The organism is Magnetococcus sp. PR-3, from assembly GCF_036689865.1.
Taxonomy (GTDB): domain Bacteria; phylum Pseudomonadota; class Magnetococcia; order Magnetococcales; family Magnetococcaceae; genus Magnetococcus.
Genome location: NZ_JBAHUQ010000016.1, coordinates 80,071 through 97,570, shown reverse-complemented (window position 1 = coordinate 97,570; position 17,500 = coordinate 80,071). Strand labels below are relative to the sequence as shown.

Here is a 17,500-nt window from a genome sequence, read left to right as displayed (position 1 = left end):
TAGGTGAATAGGGAAGAGATTCCATATGGCTGCGACTCCCAACGAAGCCCCTTTGGCTGGTCTGGGTAATCTGGGTAAAATTCCCGAGCTGCGTAGACGCATTCTGTTTACGCTGGGCATGCTCATTGTGTACCGCATTGGTGCACATGTGCCGACCCCGGGAATTGATCCCCAGGCATTGGCAACCTTCTTTGAGCAACAGCAAGGCTCTTTGCTTGGAATGTTCAACATGTTCTCTGGTGGTGCACTGTCTCGTTTGACAGTTTTTGCACTAGGGATCATGCCGTACATCTCAGCTTCGATCATCATTCAGTTGATGACAGCTGTGTTCCCCAAGCTGGAGGCTATCAAAAAAGAGGGTGAATCGGGTCGTCGTAAGATTACCCAATACACCCGTTACGGTACCATCCTCCTGGCAGTCTTCCAGGGCTTTGGTATTGCTTACGGCTTAGAGTCCATGAAGGCTGGTGGACTCAACGTGGTAATTGATCCGGGTTGGGAGTTCCGTCTGATGACGGTATTAACCCTGACATCCGGAACCGCCTTCCTTATGTGGGTGGGTGAACAGATTACAGATCGTGGTATTGGTAATGGTATTTCCCTGATTATCTTCTCGGGTATCGTTGCCAACCTCCCTGTGGCTCTGTTCCAAACTTTGCAGCTGGCCCGTACAGGAGATCTGGCACCACTGTTTGTGTTGTTCTTGATCGCCATGGCCATTCTTGTGACCGCTTTCATTATCTTTATGGAGCGGGCGCAAAGGCGGATTACCATTCAGTACGCCAAGCGTCAGGTTAGTGGACGACGCATGGTGGGCGGTGAAAGTTCTCATCTTCCTTTGAAGGTGAATACGGCGGGTGTGATCCCTCCAATTTTCGCGAGCTCCATCATTCTGTTCCCTGTGACCATTGCCAATTTCATGCCCTGGGAAGGGTTTAGAGATTTTGCGGCAATGTTCTCACCAGGTCAGCTTGGCTACATGGTGTTTTATTCAGCAGCTATTTTGTTCTTCTGTTTCTTCTATACAGCGATTGTTTTCAATCCTGAAGAGACAGCAGACAACCTTCGTAAGTATGGTGGGTTTATTCCCGGTATTCGTCCCGGTAAACGGACTTCGGATTACCTGGATAAGATTTTAAGCCGTCTTACCTTGGTTGGGGCGCTCTACGTAACAGCAGTCTGTTTGTTGCCTGAGATCCTGATCGCTGAATACAACGTTCCGTTCTACTTTGGTGGTACATCCATGCTCATCGTTGTTGGTGTGACGATGGATACTACCTCACAGATTCAGTCCTTCCTGATCAGCCGTCAATATGAGGGTTTGATGAAGAAGGCAAAGATTAAAGGGCGCTAAGAGGGGCTGCTACAAGCTCTTCTCCCTAACGAAAATGTTGGAGTAGGAAAAATGAAAGTACGCGCCTCGGTTAAACCGATCTGTAAAGACTGCAAAGTGATCCGCCGCAACGGTAGCGTGCGTGTGATCTGCAAGAACCCCCGCCATAAGCAACGCCAGGGCTAAGCCCTAAGCGCTTATAAGCGGAAGAAAACACAAGGGTGGCGCACTGTTTTATGACAGTGCAGTGCCACACCTGAAAAATTCGATTGATAAGTTGGAACAGTTTGTGTATAGTTCCCGTCTTTTCGTCGAGTATTATTAGAGATTCGAACTGGCCGGAGGAGTGTCTAGTGGCCCGTATTGCTGGTGTTAACATACCTGTTAACAAGCGCGTTGAAATCGCGCTCACATACATCTACGGCATCGGTCGTGACGGCGCCAAGCGGATCGCCCAAGAGGCGGGCATTGAGTCCCAGGTTCGCGTGTCCGATCTAACCGATGCTGAAGTTGCGCGTTTGCGCGACATCATCGACAACAACCACACGGTTGAAGGTGACCTGCGCCGTCAGATTGCCATGAATGTCAAGCGTCTGATGGACCTAGGTTGCTATCGTGGTTTGCGCCATCGTCGGGGTCTTCCCTGTCGCGGTCAGCGTACCCATACGAATGCACGTACCCGTAAGGGTCCACGTAAGCCCATCGCGGGCAAGAAGAAATAAGCTGAGGTAGAGTCATGGCCAAGGCCCAAAAGGGTGCCCGCACCAAGAAGAAAGAGCGTAAGAATATTGCCAGCGGTATCGCACATATTCGCTCTACATTTAACAACACATTGATCACCATTACCGATACCCACGGAAACGCTGTTTCCTGGGGAAGCGCCGGTGCACAGGGTTTTAAGGGCTCACGTAAGTCCACCCCGTTTGCTGCACAGATGGCTGCTGAAAATGCCGGTAAGAAAGCCATGGATCATGGGATGCGTAACCTGGAAGTGCGTCTGAAGGGTCCCGGAAGCGGTCGTGAATCGGCCCTGCGTGCCCTGGCCTCCATCGGTTTCAACATTTCCCATGTACAGGATGTGACGCCCATCCCCCACAACGGTTGCCGCCCTCCTAAGCGGCGTCGTGTGTGATCGGTCACTCTCTGTAAGGAGCATCTGAAAAAATGGCTCGTTATCTTGGTTCCAAGTGTCGCCTTTGCCGTCGTGAAGCCACCAAGCTCTTCTTGAAGGGTGAAAAGTGCTATAGCGATAAATGTGCGATTGAACGTCGTAACTATGTACCCGGTCAGCATGGCCAGCGCCGCCGTAAAGTCTCTGACTACGGCTTGCATCTGCGTGAAAAGCAGAAGGTAAAGCGCAGTTATGGTCTGCTAGAGCGCCAGTTCCGTACGCTTTACAAAAAAGCAGAGCGTATGAAGGGTGTGACCGGCGAAAACCTGCTGCAACTGTTGGAGCGTCGTCTGGACAATGTGGTTTACCGCCTTGGCCTGGCCGCTTCACGTACCGAAGCTCGTCAAATCATCAGCCACAAGACTTTGTTGGTTAATGGCAAGATGGTCAACGTAGCTTCTTACCTGTGCAAGCCCGGTGATGTGGTTGCTGTACGTGAGAAATCACGTGAACAGCTGCGCATTAAAGGTGCTGTAACGAGCGCAATGCAACGCGGTCTGCCCAATTGGGTTGAACTGGATGCCGATAAGCTGACTGGCACCTTCCGTAGCATTCCGGAACGCTCCGATCTGCCTGCTGAGTTCAACGAGAATCTGATCGTCGAGTTGTACTCCAAATAAACCCTGAAGTGGTCTAAACCAAGACAGGTGCGCGCATGTACAGGAACTGGACTGAGCTGATCAAGCCTCACACCATTGAACTGGGTGGGGATGAAACTGAAATCCAGCGTAAGGCAACTTTGGTTGCTGAACCGCTTGAGCGTGGTTTTGGTGCGACTTTAGGTAACGCGTTGCGTCGGGTGTTGCTCTCCTCATTGCAGGGAGCATCGGTTACAACCGTACGTATTGAGGGTGTGCTGCATGAGTTTTCCAGCGTTCCCGGTGTTATCGAAGATGTCACCGACATCATTTTGAACATCAAAGGGCTTGCGATCCGTATGGAAAGCACCGGCGTTAAGGTCATCCGTCTCCATGTGGAGAAGGAAGGTCCTGTAACGGCGGGGATGATTGAATGTGAGACAGGTGTTGAGATCCTCAACCCTGATCACCATATCGCCACCCTGAATAAGAGTGGTGTACTGGACATTACCATGACGGTTACGACCGGTAAGGGCTATGTTCGTGCACAACTCAACCGTGATGATGAGAATTACACCATTGGTGATATTCCCATCGATGCCAGCTATAATCCGGTCAAAAAAGTTGCCTATCGGGTTGAAAATGCCCGTGTTGGTCAGCAAACGGACTATGACAAGCTAATCATGGATATCGAAACCAACGGCGTGGTCACCCCTGAGGATGCCCTAGCGCTGGCGGCAAAGATTCTCCAAGATCAGCTGAATCCTTTCATCAACTTTGATGATGTGCCTATGGCCCATGATCAGGAAGAGGAGGATAAGCCACAGTGGAATCCCAACCTGTTCCGTAAGGTTGACGAGCTGGAGCTGTCAGTCCGTAGTGCCAATTGCCTTAAGAACGATGATATCGTTTATATTGGTGACCTGGTGCAAAAGACCGAATCAGAAATGCTCAAAACCCCTAACTTTGGTCGTAAGTCGCTGAACGAGATCAAAGAGGTTCTGGATGAGATGGGGCTGTCCTTGGGTATGACTCTGGAAGCTTGGCCCCCTGAGAACATCGAAGAGCTGTCCAAGCAGTTCGAAGAAGAAAACTTTTAAGGTAGCACGCCATGAGACATAAAAAACGTGGTCGTAAGCTGAATCGCGATTCTTCACATCGTAAAGCGATGTTTAAGAACATGCTTGTCAGCCTGATTAAACACGAGCGCCTCGAAACCACTGTACCTCGCGCCAAGGAACTACGTCCCATGGCGGATAAGGTGATCACCCTGGGCAAGCGTGGCGATCTGCACGCACGGCGTCAGGCACTGACCATCCTCAATGGGGACAAAGAGGTGGTTAATAAGTTGTTCACAGATATTGCTGAGCGTAATAAGAGTCGTGAAGGTGGGTATACCCGCATTCTGAAGACTCGTTTTCGCTATGGCGATTGTGCCCCTATGAGCTTTATTGAACTGGTAGAGCGCGTAGATGCACCAGCTGAAGCTGCTGAATAAGCACTTTTAGTTGAAGAAAATTAAAAAAGGCTGAGATGCTTAATGCATCTCAGCCTTTTTTTGTGTCTACTAGGTGTACAAATCATAGGAGGAGAAGGTCATGGAAAAAGTCGTTCTACTTACAGATTTTGGCACCAAGGATCCCTATGTTGGCCAAGTTAAAGGCCGGCTCGGTCATTATGATGGCCTGTTAAACTGCATCGATTTTTATCATGAAGTGCCTGATTACCTGCCAACATCGGGTGCTTGGTTGATAGAACGGTGCCAACACCATTTTCCACCCGACAGTCATTGGCTCTGTGTGGTGGACCCTGGCGTGGGGAGTGAACGACGGGGGATTGCTGTAATTGTGGGGGATCGTCTGTTTGTAGGGCCTGATAATGGCTTGTTGTGTTGGGCCCTAACTCAGGATAATGCAGAAGTCAGGGCTATTGGCGAACAGTGGCAACAACAAGCAGCCTCGACCTTCCATGGACGTGATATTTTTGCGCCTGTCTTAGTAGACTGGATGACCCATAAAGATGCAGATAGAATTGGACCTAAGGTTGAAGATCCGATTTCTTTATCGGATGAGAACTATCGCATGCAAATCACAGGGGGTATGCAGGTGCAAATCCCCCATATAGATCACTTTGGCAACATCATTACGGCCTTAGATGGTTCTTGGCAAGGGGTAGGGCAGGGAAGTGCCTGGGTGCTTAAACAAACCATCAATAAATGGGTGAAAACCTTTTCAGATCTCCAAGTTGGAGAGTTGGGATTGTTGGTTGGTGGCTTTGGTACCGTTGAAATAGTCTGTAATCAGGGGAGTGCTGCAGAGCGACTAAACATCAATTGTGGCGATTGGGTGGATTTTTTTGAAAAAAGCGTTGACGATAAAAAAAGTGGCTGATATATTCTCCCAACTTTCCAAGTGATCCCCAGTAGCTCAGTTGGTAGAGCAGATGACTGTTAATCATCTTGTCGGTGGTTCGAGTCCGCCCTGGGGAGCCAATAAGTGATCAAAGGGACCTGTTTCTGACAGGTCCCTTTTTTCTTGCCTGCTTTCTGTGATATTCTAATATAAGTAAATACTAATAAACGCTGGTGATGAGTGCTATTCATCATTGTTTATGCACCCAACGCTTTTTTTATGCGGTTTGTGTGTCGTTAAGAAAGTCATGTAAATCATTCGTGAATTCCGCGTAAAAACTGACCGCACAGCACAATATAAGCACTTTATATGCATAACCATTCAGGCAACTTTTCACTATTTTTTTAGATATCAAGAATTGGGTTCCCTAATAGAACAACGATAAGCCGCTCTAACGCTTAGGGAGCCATGACTTTAAGAGCGGTTGGCTCACCACCGACTGGAAGGGTGAATGGATGTACACACGTACAGGCAGAATGGTTTTGGCACTGGTTGCCACCATGGTGCTGGGGATATGGAGTATGCCACTCCATGCCGAGGTAAGCACCTCTGGCAAGCTCAGCAGTAAGTCTACGGCTGATCATAGTAAATTTAAGCAGCTGCAGGGTCCTTTTGATTCAGGCCCGGCGGTAACCAAAGCTTGTCTGAGCTGCCATACAGAGGCGGCTAAGCAGGTGATGAAGACAAAGCATTGGACATGGGAAAGTAAACAGAGTGATACGGGCCAAATGCTGGGTAAAAAGCATGTGGTCAATAGTTTTTGTGGTACACCCAAGAGTAACTGGGAAGCCTGCACCGCGTGTCATGTCGGATATGGGTGGGAAGATAATAGCTTTGATTTTAATAAACAGGAAAATGTGGATTGTTTAACCTGTCATGATCAATCAGAGCAGTATGAAAAAGCAGTTGGTGGTGCGGGTCATCCCAAAGGCTATGAAGCGCCCAAGCAAAAAAAATATCTGGACGATCATGCCAAAAGCCCACGTCAAGCCGTAGATCTGGTCGATGCCGCCCAAAGTGTGGGTCTACCAACCCGTCGTAACTGTGGTAGCTGCCACTTTGTGGGTGGTGGGGATGATGGGGTAAAGCATGGTGATATGGATACCTCTCTGGTTGAACCAGACGAGTTTCTTGATATCCATATGGATGTGAACGGCAATAACTTTAGCTGCACAGCTTGTCACCGGACCCATGGTCATAAAATTCCTGGTAGTCGCTACAAGCCTACGGCTAAAGATACCCAAGGCATTGAAGCGCCCAGTGATGCGACATCCCGTGCTTCTTGTGAGTCATGCCATGGTACAGAGGTTAAAGGGCATAGTGCCAAGCTTAACCAGCATGTTGATAAGATCGCCTGTCAGACCTGTCATATTCCTATTATTGCCCGTGGTGGGGTGAAGACCAAAACGGTTTGGGATTGGTCCACGGCTGGCAATATGGACAAAAATGGTAAGCCCATTACGGAACGTAATGAAGATGGTGATGTGACATACAGTGCCAAGAAGGGTCACTTTGAGTGGGAGGAGGAGCTTCTTCCAGAGTATCGCTGGTTTGATGGCCAAGTAAAATACACTTTGTTTGGCGAAAAGATTGATGACAGCAAGCCTGTACCCATCAATGGTATTCAAGGCTCTTACGAAGATGGCAAATCTCGGATCTGGCCTTTCAAGATCATGAAGGGCAAACAGGTCTATGATCCCATTAATAAGCATCTATTGGTGATGCATACCTATGGTGATGATGATACGGCCTTCTGGAAAAACTTTGACTGGAAGAAGTCACTGGAAGCTGGCGCCAAGGAACCTGGCGCACCGGCCTTTAGTGGACAGCACGCTTTTGTCAGCACAGAAATGTATTGGCCGATCACACATATGGTTGCTTCGGCTGACGATGCACTGACCTGTAAAGATTGCCATGCAGAAAATGGGCGTCTGGCTGAGTTGACCGATTTCTACCTGCCCGGACGCGACAAAATGGCCGTGCTGGATGGTATTGGTTGGTTTGCGGTGATTATGACCTCACTGGGTGTAACAGGACATGGTTCACTTAGGATCTATTGGCATTACCGTCGTCGCCGTGAAGAAAAAGCAAACAGCAATGGGGAGGAAAGCTAATGGAACGCCATATGGTTTATAGCCTCTTTGAGCGTCTGTGGCACTGGACCCAGGCTTTTTTGGTCATCACCTTGTTGATCACCGGCTTTGAAATTCATGGTATGTACGACAATCTGGGTTACGCCATTGCCACGGATCTGCATGGTGATCTGGCTTGGGCGCTTATCGGCTTGTGGATTCTGGCTATTTTCTGGCATTTCACCACAGGTGAGTGGAAGCACTATATCCCCACCACCAAGAAGCTGTTGGATGTCATGATGTACTATGGTGGGGGTATTTTTGAGGGTAAAGATCACCCTTATAAAAAAGATATCCACGCCAAACACAATCCGTTACAGCGTCTGGCTTACCTGGGTCTTAAACTGGGGATCTCCCCTGTTATCTGGATCTCAGGTCTGCTCTACATGTTCTACAACGATTGGCAGGCCCTTGGTCTGGAAGGTATGTTGACGTTGGAGTATGTGGCGTTGGCTCATACTGCTGCCGCATTTGCCATGCTGGTTTTCTTAATTGGGCATGTCTATATGGCCTTCACCTGTCGTCCTGTTTATGCGCATTTAAAAGCGATGATCACCGGGTATGATGATCACTAGGACTTAGGGTAGATCGCTGCAAGTAAAGCCCGGCAGGCTTTGTCTGCCGGGCTTTTTGTCTATGGGGTTCTCGTTTTGTAGCGTTCGGTTTAGCCGCCCGGTAAGGCAAGAGGCTATGAGTACTCCAGCAAGGGTGTAAAGCTGAGCATCAAGTTTATGCTTTAAGAGTTGATTCTGTATGAGATTAGGGTGTCTGTATGAGCACAGAAGTCTGTCTCATAGATAGTTGCGCGGTATGGGAGGCAAGCCAGCGATTTAAGCCTCGTCCTGTGCGCATTATTTGACACACGATAGGCTCATGACGATTGATGGTGGCCTGACGTAAGAATGTTTATTAAAATACAATAAAAAGCTTAGAGAAGTGATGGCTCTATTGCTATAACGTAAAAAGGTTATTAAAAGTCAATCATAGGTGGTTTTATGTCTGGTCACGATGAGATTGAATGGTTTTTCCCCGCGATTGTTTTGCTGCCTCAGTTAGGTGCGCAGGCCGAGTGTTGTCACAGCCACTTTGGGGGATACCCCAGATTGCCTGCATCCATGCCGTGGCCTGTGGATACTCAAGGTCAGGCTATGCACTTTATGGCACAGATCACCTGCTCAGAGCTGCCTAGAACCATAGCCTACCAGGGGGGGCATATTCCCATAGAGCAACTGCCCGAACGAGGCACGATCTTTGTGTTTATCTCTGCGGCTACAGACGATCTTTGGGAAAACTCAGTGGGCTACCACCATGTCTGTTATACCGAAGAGGATGTTTCGACACATCCTCTTCGGTATCCTCCCTCCAATATACCGGTTTTGGGTGAGGAGTCCCTGTTGGGTGAAAGTTATTCCCTGTTTCATTATTACTGTGATTATGATCAACCGCGCATCCCCCAGATGCATCGTTTTCCTCGCACTCCTTTTGTCGGCCAAGCCTATGTGTCGCGCCATACGATCAACCAGCAGGTGCGCGATCTGTTGCATGCAGATGATCAGGGGGATGGGCCTGCTCGACAGCAAGCGCTGGCCAAGGTCGCACACTCCCATGCGCTGGAGAGCTTTATGCCCAACGTTGAGGATGAGGGCTTATACCTTACCTCTCTGTATGCGCCTTGGATGGTCTATGCGGCGCAATACAAAAAGGAGCAGGCTGCTACACGCCTAACCCCGACCCCGCCCATACCGTTGCCGGAGAGCTTTCCTTGGATGTGGGGGGTGGCTGGTGTATTGGCTCAACAGATATGGAGAGATTTTGTACGGGTGCTGCCCAACTGCAACAGTCGCTATTTTTCCAAAGGAGAGTTGACGGTGGGGTGGCCCTACTGCCTAGCCTACAACCATTTGGAAAAAGCGCGTGATTGGATGAACCAAACCATCGAACATGGTCTGTTTACCGCTATGGATGCTCACCAAGCTCAGGCCTTTAGAGACTGGTTGACGGAGATGGATGCGCTCAAAAAGGATCTGCCAGAAAATGTCTTTGATTTAAGCGGGGCACAGCAACAGAAATTGATGCATCAGCTGATACCACCAAAACCCTGTAAGACGAAAGGGGCGCGCTTTAGGCGTGCTTTGCGTCGGGTCCTCTTTGGTGAAGAACGGCGGTTTATCATGGGAGACCATTTTAACTGTTCTAGTGCAGAGGTTGCGTTTAATGGTTTGGCCTATGAGCTGCAGAGTTTGTTTCTCTATATATGGCCGTATCTTGCCGAAGATTTTGAGAAATATGGTGTGCCCAAGCAATTTGTGAATCGGCTTGCCCCACTTTTTGCAGCCGATGCAAACGGTGGAGGTTTACAGCAAATGCTCGGTGTTCCCTATGATGTTCAACCCTCATCCCGAAAAGCTGATGAGGTGTTGCTTTTGCAGCTGGATAGTAGCCGTAGTTTGGGTTTGATGATTGGAGATGTGGGTAACCTGCATCTCTTTATCCGCGCCACCGATCTAAAAAACCGTAATTTTACACGCACGCGTTTAGAGATGGCTTCCCACTAACCACACATCTGGGGCTTAAGCATGGGCCCGTTGTATAATCTTGCCATTTTTCATCACCACGACCTCACCACGGACCAGGGGCTCCCAGGTTTCATCGGTCAATGGTACGCTGGCGATTAAGGCCGCATGCTGCATCTCGCCATCGGGCTGGGCGGTTTGCATACGAATGCCGGTAATGGGGCGGGGGCGTTTGCTCACGTTGGGGTGGCAGCTGCGGCAGACGGTATAAAGACCAGGCGCACGGATAACACCATCACTGTCTTGACGGCGTACATGACCGTGGGCAAACATATATTCACCATCGCTGTAGAGAAAGTTAGCTTGAACTTCAGGGTGTAAGCGATCTAAACGGCGGGCGAACTTTAAAATAACATCCAGGCGTTGCTCTAAGGAGGGGGCTTTAGGGTCCATCCAGGGTTCGGTCAGGCACTCCATTAACAGACAAAAAGCGTGCTCTGAGTCTGTGGTGCCAATAGGGCGGAACATGCCCAGGCGATAATCCGGGTGGTTCTGAATATTTTGTAGCTCACCATTATGGGCAAAAATGTGTAAGCGTCCGCCCAGTTCCCGCCGGAAAGGGTGGGTGTTCTTAAGGCAGATCTCCCCTTGGGTGGCTTTGCGAATGTGCGAGAGAATAAGATCACTCTGAAAGGAGTTCTTCTCAATATACTTAACCAGTTTACTCTCAGAGGCTGGTTCCGGCGCGCGCATGATCAGGGCGTCATAGTCTTCATAAAAGGCAATCCCCCAGCCATCCTTATGGGGGCCGTCCAAGCCACCATGACGGGCAAACTCCTCCAACGAGAAGTTTATGGTTGCCGCCAATCGGCTGGTCATACCAAACAGTTCACACATTCCTAAGCTCCAACCTGCTCCGGTGTAGAAAGATACCCTAAAGCGTTTGTCATGGGGTATGCAAGGCCATTGTCTATACCCTTTTGCGATGAGATACAAACCGAAAAAAAAAGATGGAACCATAAGAGAAACTTTCCCCCTTTTTTTTAGGTAATGGGTAAGATGAGTAGGTTTGTTCCTTTTGGTGGGTACAATATGAGGGGGAAGTGTATGGATCCTGCGGTTATAGAGCAGAAACTTCAAGCGCTTAAGCGGCTAAACCTATCTGAGCCCGTTCGGGTTATGAACCTGTGTGGTGGCTTTGCCCGGTTTTGGGCTGAGAGTGACTGGTACCAAGCTTTAAGCGATGTTGTCCGTATTATGCCAGGTCCTGGCTGCCCTGTGTGCATCTGTCCAGAGGCAGAAATTCGTGCAGCCATGCACTTAGCCGTACGTGAAAAGGTTATTTTGGCAGCATTTGGGGATATGTTATCTGTTCCCATCTCCTATGGTGCCGCAGGATATGCCACGTTGGATGGTGTACGTCATGATGGTGCAGATGTGGTGGCGGTGGCCAATCCGCAGGAGGCTGTCGCGCTGGCGGAACAGAACCCGCATCGCGAGGTGGTCTTTTTTGCCAGTGGTTTTGAGACCGTATCGGCACCCTTAGCCGCCCAATTTCTAAGTGGTGCGCCCGATAATTTCTCCATTTTAAATGCGTTACGGTTAAGCTGGCCTGCTGTGGATCGTATGTTATCCACCCAGGGTGAGCGTCCCTTTAATGCCATTATTGCCCCAGGCCATGTTGCCGCCATTGTGGGTTCTGAGTGCTGGCGTTTTGCCGTAACCCAATATGGTGTGCCTGTCTCGATTAGTGGTTTTTCTGACGATAGTTTTTTGGCGTCGTTGGATGCTGTTGTACGGCAGGTGGCGACGAGCAAGCCCAAGTTGGATATTCAGGATCATCATCGTATTAAACCCAAGGGAAACACCTACGCCTTAACCTGCTTAAATAATGTTTTTGATGTAAGTAGTGTACATTGGCGAGGGATCGGTAAAGTGCCCGACTCTGGTTATGCCTTGCATGAGCCCTGGCAGAACCGCGATGTAAGAAACCGCTTTAAAAGTTTGGCGACCTTTATGCCTGAAAGCGGCGATATGCCCCATGACTGCCTGTGTGCTTCCATTGTCATGGGTAAAAATGCCCCCCACGACTGCCTGCGTTATGCTCAGGATTGCCAGCCCGATAGCCCTGTTGGGCCCTGTATGGCTTCCGTCGATGGTGCTTGTCGAATTATGTGGGAGCGCCAGCACCCCGAGATAGTGTAGGTGCGCTAAAAAGCTGGATCCCGCCCTAGGGATCCAGCGATGTTTGACATTTTGGGCCATGACGGCCTTCTATTATTGTGCAGAGCCCTCTTTTTTTGTCCATCCCCTGAGCAAACAAGACCCTCAGTACCAGCATTTGCTGGGGAGATGCCAGACAGCGCATGGCGTCAACTCCCTTGAACAGCCTGTGAGAGCGATATCCGGTTTTAACCGATCAGACGAGGCGTAAACCTGTGCCGATGGTTTAAGCCAACCCATTGAGATGCGATAAAGGCAGGGTTGAGGAGGGGTTTTATCGCCTGATCAGTTGGCTGTTCGCGGTGCTGATATCGGTCTATTGGAATATGCTTAAATTCTAAAAAAATCATAAGCTTTTATCAGTATGATCTGGCTGTGAAGGTTGGATGAATTCCCCTCGATTTTTACCGATTTTACTCGACCTACCCCCTGCCGCCAGCCGATAATAGAACTAGGCCCCCATTTGATAAGAAAACCCGGTTCAGGGGGCCGTTGAGGGGAGGATGGCATGGAAACCTTCATGTTGGATCGGCAGGATCTCCCGAGCTTTCTTGCTGCCTGTGAAAAACACCGTCGTGTGCATGTTCCTGTAGAAGAAGCCCCGGATCATTTTATTTTTAAACCCCTGGCTGAGGCCACAGATCAACCGGTGGCTTTGCACTACTTACGCACCGCGCTGCCCCCTAAGAAATACTTTTTTCCCGCAGAGGAGGTGCTCTACCGGTTTGATGCCGATGGCTACCACCCTCAGCAGCCAGACCTGCCGCCGATGATTCTGTTTGGTCTGCACCCCTGTGATCTGCATGGGCTAGATGTGTTGGATCATTTTTTTAGCCGTGACTACCCAGATCGTACCTACCATAGCCGTCGGCAGCAGGCGTGGCTGATTGGCTTGGGTTGCATGCCAGATGAACACTGTTTTTGCCAATCTCAAGGTACAGAACATGTTGATGGCTTGTATGATCTGTTTTTGTGGGATCTGGGGCCACAATTTTATGTCATGGTCCGAACTGAAGCGGGGCATGACATGCTGCATATGGCGCGGGCGCTTTTTAAACCCGTCAGCCAAGCCAACCAACAGGCCTATTTGGCCTTGCTTAAAAAACGACGTCAGGCTTTTACCCTGCATATGCCGGTGGCGGACCTTCCTCAGGTTTTAGAGGTTAAGCAGGATTGTGCGGTGTGGGATAAAATCGGTGAAACCTGCTTTACTTGTGGTGCCTGCTCGATGGTCTGTCCGACATGTACCTGCTATGACATGCTAGACCGTATGGATTTGTCCGGTCAGTGTGGTGAACGCTGCCGAAAATGGTCCTCCTGTCTGTTCCGTGACTTTGATCGTGGGGCAGGGGACCATCACTTCCGGCGTGATCGGGGCGATCGGGTTAAAAACCGCTACTATCATAAAGAACATGGGTATGTGAATGGTTTTGGTAAACCCAGTTGTACCGGCTGTGGGCGCTGTATCACCGCCTGTCCCGCCGGTATTGATGTGATTTCTGTCTTTACCAAGGTGCGCCGTGCCTGTGGTGGTGAAGAGGAGGTGGTCTCATGAATGATCCGCTACAACCCCTGACCGCCATGTTGGTCTCCCGAGAACTGTTGACCGAAGATACTGCCCTGTTTCAACTGGCACTGGCCGATAGCCGGGGGGTTGGCCCGAATGGTATGAACCATAAGCCGGGGCAGTTTGTCATGCTCTCTGTACTGGGGGCGGGTGAAGCCCCGTTTTCTATCTGCCATGCTGCTTCTGACGTGCCCATTTTACAGTTATGTATTCGGCGGGTTGGTCGCTTGACGGAGCGTCTGTTTGAGCTACCCACGGGCAGTAAGCTTGGCTTGAGGGGGCCTTATGGAAATGGTTTTCCCTTAGAGCGTATGGTGGGGCAGGAGCTGTTGTTGGTGGCAGGTGGTTTGGGGATGGCACCCTTGCGCAGTGTCTTGCAAGCGGTCATGGCCCAGCGAGATCGCTACCGGCGGGTGGTGTTGGCCTACGGCTTTCGCCATAAAGATGAAATGTTATTTGGCCCAGAGCTGATTGCGTTGGGTGAGACAGGTCATTTGGAGCTGCATTTTGCTGTGGATCACCCCATGGCAGACCAGCCCTTTACCGCCATGCATGGTCATGTGGGGCAGTTGGTTGAAAGCCTAACGTTGGATGCCGCTGAGACCACCGTTGCACTGTGTGGTCCCCCCGTTATGTACAAAGGTACGGCACAGATGCTGCGGGAAAAAGGGGTCTGGCCGCAAAAAACCTTTATGACCTTTGAACGGCGTATGTCCTGTGGCATTGGTCAATGTGGGCACTGCACCATTGGATATCGGTACAGCTGTAAGGATGGACCGGTCTTTAGTGCCTGGGAGGCGCGTGGATTGCGGGAAGCATGGGAACAGGAGGCCTACAATGATGCCAGCCAGTGAACGATTAAAGGTAGGGATCTTCTCCTTTACCGGTTGTGCCGGTGATCAGTTGGCCATTCTTAATGATACGGATGTGCTGTTGGCTTTGGCTGGTCGTGTTGATATTTGCTCCTTTATCATGGCCAGCTCTCAAACCTGTGGTGAGGATGAGCCGTTGGATCTGGCCATTGTTGAAGGTTCGATCTGCTCAGAAAAAGAGGTGGAAGCCTTAAAAAAACTGCGGGCACGTTCCAAAAAATTGATGGCCCTTGGTACCTGTGCCGTCTGGGGCGGGCTGCCTGCCATGAATGCCCGGACCATACCGATCCATGAACTTAAGCAAGAGGTGTATGGGGACAGTACGGTTTTTCCCGATGCCCGTGAAGCCGAGCCGCTCTCCCACTTTGTGGAGGTCGATTACGCGGTGACCGGCTGTCCGATTGAGATGGATGAGTTTACCCACGTGATGGCGGCGATCCTTAATGGTGTGCAGCCGTTCCGGCAGGATGCCTCCGTCTGTTCTGAATGCCGAATTGCAGAAAACCAATGTCTGGTGCAGGCCAAACAACAGGTCTGTTGTGGGCCTATTACACTGGCCGGTTGCAAAGCGCGCTGCATTCACTTTGGTCAACCCTGCTATGGCTGCCGGGGGCCGGTAGAAGATCCGGCGTATGGGGCAACCACACAACTGTTTAGTGAACATGGGCTGGATAAAGGGGCTGTTATTGAACAGATCCGCCGTTTTACAGCGCCAGCCTGGGTGGAGAATCGATTAATCCCCCATTTTCAAGATCCACAACATATGGGGCTTGGCCAAAAGCCGGAGGGGGAGAGATCATGAATAGGGAAACCATTACCATTGATCATCTGTACCGGGTTGAGGGCCATGGTGGGATTACCGTTGCGGTGGATGAGACGGGTATTCAATCTTGCCAAATGGAGATCTTTGAAGGGGCCCGTTTTTATGAGGTGCTCTTAAAAGGCAAACTGGCTAAAGATGCGCCGGGTATTGTCTGCCGTGTCTGCTCCATCTGCTCGGCGGGGCATACGCTTGGTAGTGTGATGGCGTTGGAAAATGCGCTGGGTATCTCTGTTAGTCAGGGGGTGGCGCAGTTCCGTGCGTTGCTCAACTTGGGGCAGTTTATTGAGAGCCATGCGCTGCATCTCTTTGCGCTGGCGGCACCGGATTATCTGGGGGACGCCTCCATCCTTGATATGGCGGCGCGGTTTCCCGAGCAGGTACATAAAGGGTTAGAGATCAAACGGGTTGGTAATTTAATCCAGGAAGTGGTTGGTGGGCGGGCTATCCACCCCGTCAATATTGTGGTGGGTGGTTTGGGGCGGCGTCCCGCTAAACAGGCCATGCAGGCTCTGCATGCCTCTGTACAGAATGCTTTGGATCTGGCTCTCTCCCTGCAAGGATTTATCGCCTCGTTGGAAAATCCCTCTATGGGATTGCAACCCCCCATTTTGGTGGCATTACGTCCCGATGGCGACCATTACGCGTTGCAAGGTTCCCATCTGGCGGCCACCGGTCATGCTGATATCCCCGTAGAGCAGTTCTACGCGCGGGTGAATGAAAAGGTTGTCCGTCACTCTACAGCCAAACAGTCCACCTATGCCAAGCAGCCTTTTATGGTGGGGGCTTTAGCTCGGGTGGTGCATAACGGTGAGCGTTTAAAAGGTGAAGCCGCCAAGTTGCGGGATGCTCTACTCCCTGTTGATGTCTCGACACTGCATAATAATGCCGCCCAGTTTATTGAGTTGATTTGGGCTCTGGAAGAGGCTGTGGTGTTGACCGAGCAGCTGCAGGATGGTCCTGAACTGACGGCGCCCATGACCGCACTTGGGTTTGAAGGGGAGCAGACAGGTCTGTCTGCTCTGGAGGTGCCTAGGGGCACGCTCTATCACCTTTATGGTGTGGATGGCGATGGGGTTTTGACCCAAGCGGATATTATTACACCGACAGCACAAAATCTGGCCCATGTCGAGCGGGACTTCGCCCATGGGGTTGGGCATTGGCTGGCCCAAGCCCAGCGACAGCAAGAGACGCTACGCCTACACTTGGAGATGATCGCCCGTGCCTATGATCCTTGTATCTCCTGTTCCACACATTTGGTCGATCTAACGGTGCACACATGACCCTGTTCCGACCGGACCCAGCCCGTTTACGCCACCCGGTTGGGGTGGTGGGGTTGGGGAATCCATTGATGGGGGATGATGGGGTTGGGCCGTGGGTTGTGGCACAGTTGCACAAACGCCACCCAAGCCGCTGGGTCTTAGATCTTGGCTCAGATCTGCTGGGTCTCTCCAGTCATGGTCCATACCCCAAAACCCTCTTGGTGGTGGATGCCGCCCGCACCGGGCAGGTGGAGGTTGGGGCTTGGCAGGCTTTGACTTTGGAACAGGTCAAGCCCATGGGGGGACTTAGGTCATCTCATCAGCTCTCTGCTGTGGATGCACTAGCCCTGGAACAGCAGCGGGCACCGGGCAGTTGGGTGGGGGTGACGCTCTATTGGCTGTTGCTGGAGGTAGATGCCATCGAGATAGGGCAAGGTTTAACCCCGGCTGTGGAAAAAGGTGCACAGAGCTTGCTGAGCTGGTTGGATCAGGCGCTGATGGGTAAAAAACAGCTCAACCAATAAAAAGCCCCGCCTGTCATGGGGACCATGTGCAGACGGGGCAATCGGGAATCGTACGACACCTGCCGTACTGATAATGGGACTGATTTAGTTTTGT

At 50.7% G+C, this 17,500-nt stretch carries 18 protein-coding genes and 1 tRNA gene; 18 read left to right on the top strand and 1 reads right to left on the bottom strand.

Annotation, left to right across the window (positions count from 1 at the left end):
• The first annotated feature begins 25 nt into the window (after positions 1 to 25).
• The 12 genes from secY (at position 26) to V5T57_RS10975 (ending at position 10,180) form a co-directional block, all read left to right on the top strand.
• Positions 26 to 1,354 carry a preprotein translocase subunit SecY gene (gene secY, locus V5T57_RS11030; protein ID WP_332891270.1) on the top strand — a complete coding sequence of 443 codons (1,329 nt, stop codon included), beginning with the start codon at positions 26 to 28 and terminating at the stop codon, positions 1,352 to 1,354.
• A 51-nt stretch (positions 1,355 to 1,405) separates the two neighbouring features.
• Complete coding sequence (rpmJ, locus tag V5T57_RS11025) at positions 1,406 to 1,519, top strand: 50S ribosomal protein L36 (protein WP_332891269.1); 114 nt, start codon at positions 1,406 to 1,408, stop codon at positions 1,517 to 1,519.
• A gap of 167 nt (positions 1,520 to 1,686) precedes the next feature.
• Entirely contained in the window at positions 1,687 to 2,055 is a 369-nt protein-coding gene (gene rpsM, locus V5T57_RS11020; RefSeq protein ID WP_332891268.1) for a 30S ribosomal protein S13, read from the top strand.
• A 14-nt stretch (positions 2,056 to 2,069) separates the two neighbouring features.
• Positions 2,070 to 2,465, top strand: a complete 396-nt coding sequence (gene rpsK, locus V5T57_RS11015) for a 30S ribosomal protein S11 (RefSeq protein WP_332891267.1) — start codon at positions 2,070 to 2,072, stop codon at positions 2,463 to 2,465.
• A gap of 32 nt (positions 2,466 to 2,497) precedes the next feature.
• Complete coding sequence (rpsD, locus tag V5T57_RS11010; protein ID WP_332891266.1) at positions 2,498 to 3,124, top strand: 30S ribosomal protein S4; 627 nt, start codon at positions 2,498 to 2,500, stop codon at positions 3,122 to 3,124.
• A 35-nt stretch (positions 3,125 to 3,159) separates the two neighbouring features.
• Complete coding sequence (locus V5T57_RS11005; protein ID WP_332891265.1) at positions 3,160 to 4,182, top strand: DNA-directed RNA polymerase subunit alpha; 1,023 nt, start codon at positions 3,160 to 3,162, stop codon at positions 4,180 to 4,182.
• 11 nt (positions 4,183 to 4,193) lie between these two features.
• Positions 4,194 to 4,580 carry a 50S ribosomal protein L17 gene (rplQ, locus tag V5T57_RS11000; RefSeq protein ID WP_332891264.1) on the top strand — a complete coding sequence of 129 codons (387 nt, stop codon included), beginning with the start codon at positions 4,194 to 4,196 and terminating at the stop codon, positions 4,578 to 4,580.
• A gap of 100 nt (positions 4,581 to 4,680) precedes the next feature.
• Positions 4,681 to 5,472, top strand: a complete 792-nt coding sequence (locus tag V5T57_RS10995; protein WP_332891263.1) for an SAM hydrolase/SAM-dependent halogenase family protein — start codon at positions 4,681 to 4,683, stop codon at positions 5,470 to 5,472.
• A 25-nt stretch (positions 5,473 to 5,497) separates the two neighbouring features.
• Positions 5,498 to 5,573: transfer RNA gene (locus tag V5T57_RS10990), tRNA-Asn, on the top strand.
• A 375-nt stretch (positions 5,574 to 5,948) separates the two neighbouring features.
• Positions 5,949 to 7,607 carry a tetrathionate reductase family octaheme c-type cytochrome gene (locus tag V5T57_RS10985; protein WP_332891262.1) on the top strand — a complete coding sequence of 553 codons (1,659 nt, stop codon included), beginning with the start codon at positions 5,949 to 5,951 and terminating at the stop codon, positions 7,605 to 7,607.
• The gene (locus V5T57_RS10980) at positions 7,607 to 8,200 is read left to right on the top strand and encodes a cytochrome b/b6 domain-containing protein (protein WP_332891261.1); all 594 of its coding nucleotides are present in this window, start codon (positions 7,607 to 7,609) and stop codon (positions 8,198 to 8,200) included. The genes V5T57_RS10985 and V5T57_RS10980 overlap by 1 nt, the downstream gene beginning before the upstream one ends.
• A 420-nt stretch (positions 8,201 to 8,620) precedes the next feature.
• Complete coding sequence (locus V5T57_RS10975; RefSeq protein ID WP_332891260.1) at positions 8,621 to 10,180, top strand: DUF1963 domain-containing protein; 1,560 nt, start codon at positions 8,621 to 8,623, stop codon at positions 10,178 to 10,180.
• 15 nt (positions 10,181 to 10,195) lie between these two features.
• On the opposite strand, the gene V5T57_RS10970 is transcribed toward V5T57_RS10975, so the two are convergent.
• Positions 10,196 to 11,035, bottom strand: a complete 840-nt coding sequence (locus V5T57_RS10970) for a class II glutamine amidotransferase (RefSeq protein WP_332891259.1) — start codon at positions 11,033 to 11,035, stop codon at positions 10,196 to 10,198.
• A gap of 210 nt (positions 11,036 to 11,245) precedes the next feature.
• On the opposite strand from V5T57_RS10970, the gene hypD reads away from it, so the two are divergent.
• From hypD to V5T57_RS10940, 6 genes are all read left to right on the top strand, one after another.
• On the top strand, positions 11,246 to 12,343 hold the full coding sequence (gene hypD / locus V5T57_RS10965; protein WP_332891258.1) for a hydrogenase formation protein HypD: 1,098 nt from the start codon (positions 11,246 to 11,248) through the stop codon (positions 12,341 to 12,343).
• A gap of 526 nt (positions 12,344 to 12,869) precedes the next feature.
• Positions 12,870 to 13,916 carry a 4Fe-4S dicluster domain-containing protein gene (locus tag V5T57_RS10960; protein ID WP_332891257.1) on the top strand — a complete coding sequence of 349 codons (1,047 nt, stop codon included), beginning with the start codon at positions 12,870 to 12,872 and terminating at the stop codon, positions 13,914 to 13,916.
• Positions 13,913 to 14,782 (top strand): FAD/NAD(P)-binding protein, encoded by an 870-nt coding sequence (locus tag V5T57_RS10955; RefSeq protein WP_332891256.1) that lies wholly within the window; start codon positions 13,913 to 13,915, stop codon positions 14,780 to 14,782. The genes V5T57_RS10960 and V5T57_RS10955 overlap by 4 nt, the downstream gene beginning before the upstream one ends.
• On the top strand, positions 14,766 to 15,602 hold the full coding sequence (locus V5T57_RS10950) for an NADH-quinone oxidoreductase subunit B family protein (RefSeq protein ID WP_332891255.1): 837 nt from the start codon (positions 14,766 to 14,768) through the stop codon (positions 15,600 to 15,602). The genes V5T57_RS10955 and V5T57_RS10950 overlap by 17 nt, the downstream gene beginning before the upstream one ends.
• Positions 15,599 to 16,903, top strand: coding sequence for a Ni/Fe hydrogenase subunit alpha (locus V5T57_RS10945; protein WP_332891254.1), 1,305 nt, complete (start codon positions 15,599 to 15,601; stop codon positions 16,901 to 16,903). The genes V5T57_RS10950 and V5T57_RS10945 overlap by 4 nt, the downstream gene beginning before the upstream one ends.
• Positions 16,900 to 17,406, top strand: a complete 507-nt coding sequence (locus V5T57_RS10940) for a hydrogenase maturation protease (RefSeq protein ID WP_332891253.1) — start codon at positions 16,900 to 16,902, stop codon at positions 17,404 to 17,406. Before V5T57_RS10945 ends, V5T57_RS10940 begins: the two co-directional genes overlap by 4 nt.
• The last annotated feature ends 94 nt before the right edge of the window (positions 17,407 to 17,500 follow it).

Bases quoted from the DNA above. Each gene is read 5' to 3' on its own strand.
- secY (WP_332891270.1), top strand. From the start codon at position 26: ATGGCTGCGACTCCCAACGAAGCCCCTTTGGCTGGTCTGGGTAATCTG.
- rpmJ (WP_332891269.1), top strand. From the start codon at position 1,406: ATGAAAGTACGCGCCTCGGTTAAACCGATCTGTAAAGACTGCAAAGTG.
- rpsK (WP_332891267.1), top strand. From the start codon at position 2,070: ATGGCCAAGGCCCAAAAGGGTGCCCGCACCAAGAAGAAAGAGCGTAAG.
- rpsD (WP_332891266.1), top strand. From the start codon at position 2,498: ATGGCTCGTTATCTTGGTTCCAAGTGTCGCCTTTGCCGTCGTGAAGCC.
- V5T57_RS11005 (WP_332891265.1), top strand. From the start codon at position 3,160: ATGTACAGGAACTGGACTGAGCTGATCAAGCCTCACACCATTGAACTG.
- rplQ (WP_332891264.1), top strand. From the start codon at position 4,194: ATGAGACATAAAAAACGTGGTCGTAAGCTGAATCGCGATTCTTCACAT.
- V5T57_RS10995 (WP_332891263.1), top strand. From the start codon at position 4,681: ATGGAAAAAGTCGTTCTACTTACAGATTTTGGCACCAAGGATCCCTAT.
- V5T57_RS10985 (WP_332891262.1), top strand. From the start codon at position 5,949: ATGTACACACGTACAGGCAGAATGGTTTTGGCACTGGTTGCCACCATG.
- V5T57_RS10980 (WP_332891261.1), top strand. From the start codon at position 7,607: ATGGAACGCCATATGGTTTATAGCCTCTTTGAGCGTCTGTGGCACTGG.
- V5T57_RS10975 (WP_332891260.1), top strand. From the start codon at position 8,621: ATGTCTGGTCACGATGAGATTGAATGGTTTTTCCCCGCGATTGTTTTG.
- V5T57_RS10970 (WP_332891259.1), bottom strand. From the start codon at position 11,035: ATGTGTGAACTGTTTGGTATGACCAGCCGATTGGCGGCAACCATAAAC.
- hypD (WP_332891258.1), top strand. From the start codon at position 11,246: ATGGATCCTGCGGTTATAGAGCAGAAACTTCAAGCGCTTAAGCGGCTA.
- V5T57_RS10960 (WP_332891257.1), top strand. From the start codon at position 12,870: ATGGAAACCTTCATGTTGGATCGGCAGGATCTCCCGAGCTTTCTTGCT.
- V5T57_RS10955 (WP_332891256.1), top strand. From the start codon at position 13,913: ATGAATGATCCGCTACAACCCCTGACCGCCATGTTGGTCTCCCGAGAA.
- V5T57_RS10950 (WP_332891255.1), top strand. From the start codon at position 14,766: ATGATGCCAGCCAGTGAACGATTAAAGGTAGGGATCTTCTCCTTTACC.
- V5T57_RS10945 (WP_332891254.1), top strand. From the start codon at position 15,599: ATGAATAGGGAAACCATTACCATTGATCATCTGTACCGGGTTGAGGGC.
- V5T57_RS10940 (WP_332891253.1), top strand. From the start codon at position 16,900: ATGACCCTGTTCCGACCGGACCCAGCCCGTTTACGCCACCCGGTTGGG.